The sequence below is a fragment of the Ruegeria sp. AB5 genome (assembly GCF_056542645.1).
Map to the genome: position 1 here is coordinate 1 of NZ_JBQGAE010000044.1, position 3,339 is coordinate 3,339.

General features: G+C 54.8%; 1 protein-coding gene. It reads left to right on the forward strand.

Annotation, left to right across the window (positions count from 1 at the left end):
* Positions 1-12: 12 nt before the first annotated feature.
* Positions 13-3,339 (forward strand): tandem-95 repeat protein (locus tag ACR0L4_RS23370; protein ID WP_480515597.1); only part of this gene is annotated, 3,327 nt, incomplete at its 3' end.

A 3,339-nucleotide genomic window follows, 5' to 3' on the forward strand; every position in this document is an offset into this window, starting at 1 on the left:
CATGGCGCAGCCCTGACGCTGAACACCGATGGGACGATCAGCTATGACCCAACCGGCGTAGACGCTGTTCAGGCTCTGACAGAGGGCCAGGCCCTGACGGATACATTCACCTATACGGTCAGTGACGGCAATGGCGGGGAGAGCACCGCAACGGTTTCCATCGTTGTGCACGGAGCCAATGATGCGCCTGTTGCAGTGGATGATGTTGTTGACCAGAGCGAATTCCTGGTCAATGAGTTCACCGATGGCAGTCAAAGCGCCCCGAGCGTCACAGAACTTGCTAACGGGCATTTCGTCGTCGCCTGGATGTCTCATGCGCAGCAGCACGGCGACATGCCCGATTGGGCTGTCAAGGCGCGTATTTTTGATGCGGATGGCGGTGAGATCGTCAGTGCGTTCCTCGTCAATGAATTCAACAATGGTGCTCAACCGAGCGTTACAGCCCTCGCCAATGGGCAGTTTGTCGTCACCTGGGTGTCTGAAGGCGGGCAGCCAGGTAACACGTCCGATTGGGCCATCAAGGCCCGTGTTTTTGATGCGGATGGCGGTGAGATCGTCAGTGAGTTCCTGGTCAATGAATTCAATAATGACTGGCAGCTCAACCCGAGCGTCACAGAACTTGCCAATGGCCATTTTGTCATCACCTGGCAGTCTGGAGAAGGACAGCGGGTTGATACGTCTGATTATGCCATCAAGGCGCGTATTTTTGATGCGAATGGCGTTGAGGTCACCAGTGAATTCCTAGCCAATGAGTTTACCAATGACAGTCAAATCAGCCCGAGCGTTACGGCCCTCGCCAATGGCGGTTTTGTCATCGCCTGGATGTCTCATGACCAGCAACTAGGCGATGTGCCTGGTGGAGCCATCAAAGCGCGTGTTTTTGACGCGGACGGCGTTGAGATCGTCAGCGAGTTCCTGGTCAGCGAGTTTAGTAATGACTGGCAAAGCACTCCGAGCGTTACGGCCCTCGCCAATGATCATTTTGTTGTCACCTGGATGTCTGATGAGCAGCAGCAAGGTGATACGCCCGATTGGGCTGTCAAGGCCCGTATTTTTGACGCGAATGGAAATGAGGTCGCCAGCGAATTCCTGGTCAATGAGTTTACCAATGACAATCAAATCAGCCCGAGCGTTACAGCCCTCGCCAATGGCGAATTCGTTGTTACCTGGGTGACTGGAGACGAGCAGCAAGGGGATGCTTCCAGCTCTGCCATCAAGGCCCGCATCTTTGATGCGGATGGTAACGAGATCGTCAGTGAATTCCTGGTCAATGAATTCACTAATGACACTCAAACCGAGCCAAGTGTTACAGCCCTCGCCAGTGGCCATTTCGTCGTCACCTGGCAATCTAGAGACGGGCAGCAAGGCGATACTTCTGATTGGGCCATCAAGGCCCGTATATTCGATGCAAATGGTGTTGCTCAAAGCTCCAACATCATCACCGAAGACGCTGTGACCCTGATTGATACCGCCACCCTTCTTGCCAACGACAGTGATGTTGACGGGGATGCGCTCACGATGACAGCGGTGTCTGCCACGAGTGCGCATGGGGCAACCCTGACACTGAACACTGACGGGACCATCAGCTACGATCCCACCGGTGCTGCGGTTGCGCAGGCGCTGGCAGTTGGCGAGACCCTGACGGATACCTTCACTTATACGGTCGCGGACGGGAATGGTGGGGAGAGCACCGCAAGCGTTTCAGTTGTTGTGCACGGAAGAAACGATGCGCCTGCCGCGATTGATGATGTTGTTGTTCTAAGTCCGAATATCATCACAGAAGATGTTGTCGTCCTGATTGATACCGCCACCCTTCTTGCCAACGACAGCGATGTCGAGGGGGATGCGCTCACGATGACAGCGGTGTCTGCCACGAGTGCGTATGGGGCAACCCTGACCCTGAACACCACCGATACGATCAGTACAATCAGCTACGACCCAACCGGCGCAGACGCTGTTCAGGCCCTGGCCGAGGGCGAGACCCTGACGGATACCTTCACCTATACCGTCGAGGACGGCAACGGCGGTCAGAGCACCGCAAGTGTTTCAGTTGTTGTGCACGGAACCAATGATGCCCCTGTCGCAGCGGATGATATTGTGCAAAGCCCCACGCCGATCGCAGAAAATGTTGTTACTTCGATTGAGACCGCCGCGCTCCTCGCCAATGACAGCGATGTCGACGGGGATGCCCTCACGGTGACAGCGGTGTCTGCCACGAGCATGCATGGGGCCGTCTTGGTGCTGAACACCGATGGGACGATCAGCTATGATCCAAGAGACGCAGAAGCTGTTCGGGATCTGGCCGAGGGGGAGACCCTGACGGACACCTTCACCTATACGGTCAGTGACGGCAATGGCGGGGAGAGCACCGCAACCGTCTCTGTCGTTGTGCACGGAGCCAACGATGCGCCTGTTTCGAGAGTTCCATTACTTCCTGAGTCTTCAGCGGAAGACGAGGCCGTGAGCTTTACACTACCACCGGACGCGTTTGAGGATCCGAATGGCGATGCGTTGACCTTGACCGCAACGCTTGCGGATGGTTCGGCGCTGCCGGACTGGCTGGTGTTTGATGCGGCTACGGAGAGTTTCTCGGGCACACCGCCCCAGGACTTCAACGGCATATTGAACGTCATGGTGACGGCGAGCGATGGCTCACTTGCAACAAGCGAGACCTTTACGCTTGAGATCACACCGGTCAATGATGCCCCTGTCGCAGCTGATGATTTTATTGGCGCAAGTGAACTCCGCGTGAATGAATTTACCAACACCATACAAAATGCTCCAAGTATTGCCGCACTGGCCAATGGCAATTTTGTCGTCACCTGGACGTCTGATGCTGGGCAGCAAGGGGATGCTTTTTCTTCTGCGATCAAGGCGCGTATTCTTGACGCGAATGGTGTTGAGATCGTCGGCGAGTTCCTGGTCAATGAGTTTACCGATAGCTGGCAATTGATTCCGAGTGTGACAGCGTTGGAAAATGGTAATTTTGTCGTAACCTGGTCGTCTATTGACCGACAGCAAGGCGATCCATCTGATTATGCTGTCAAGGCGCGTGTTTTCGATGCGAACGGCGGTGAGATCACCAGTGAGTTCCTCGTCAATGAATTTACCGATGGCGATCAAGCGTTCTCGAGTGCGATAGCGCTTGCCAATGGCCATTTTGTCGTCATCTGGGAGTCTGAAGACCAGCAGCAAGGCGATACGTCTCCAACTGCGAACAAGGCGCGTATTTTCGATGCAGAGGTTGTTGAGATCGTTAGTGAGTTCCTGGTCAATGAATTTACCGATTACGATCAGCGGAACCCAAGTGTGACAGCGCTGGAAAATGGTAATTTTGTC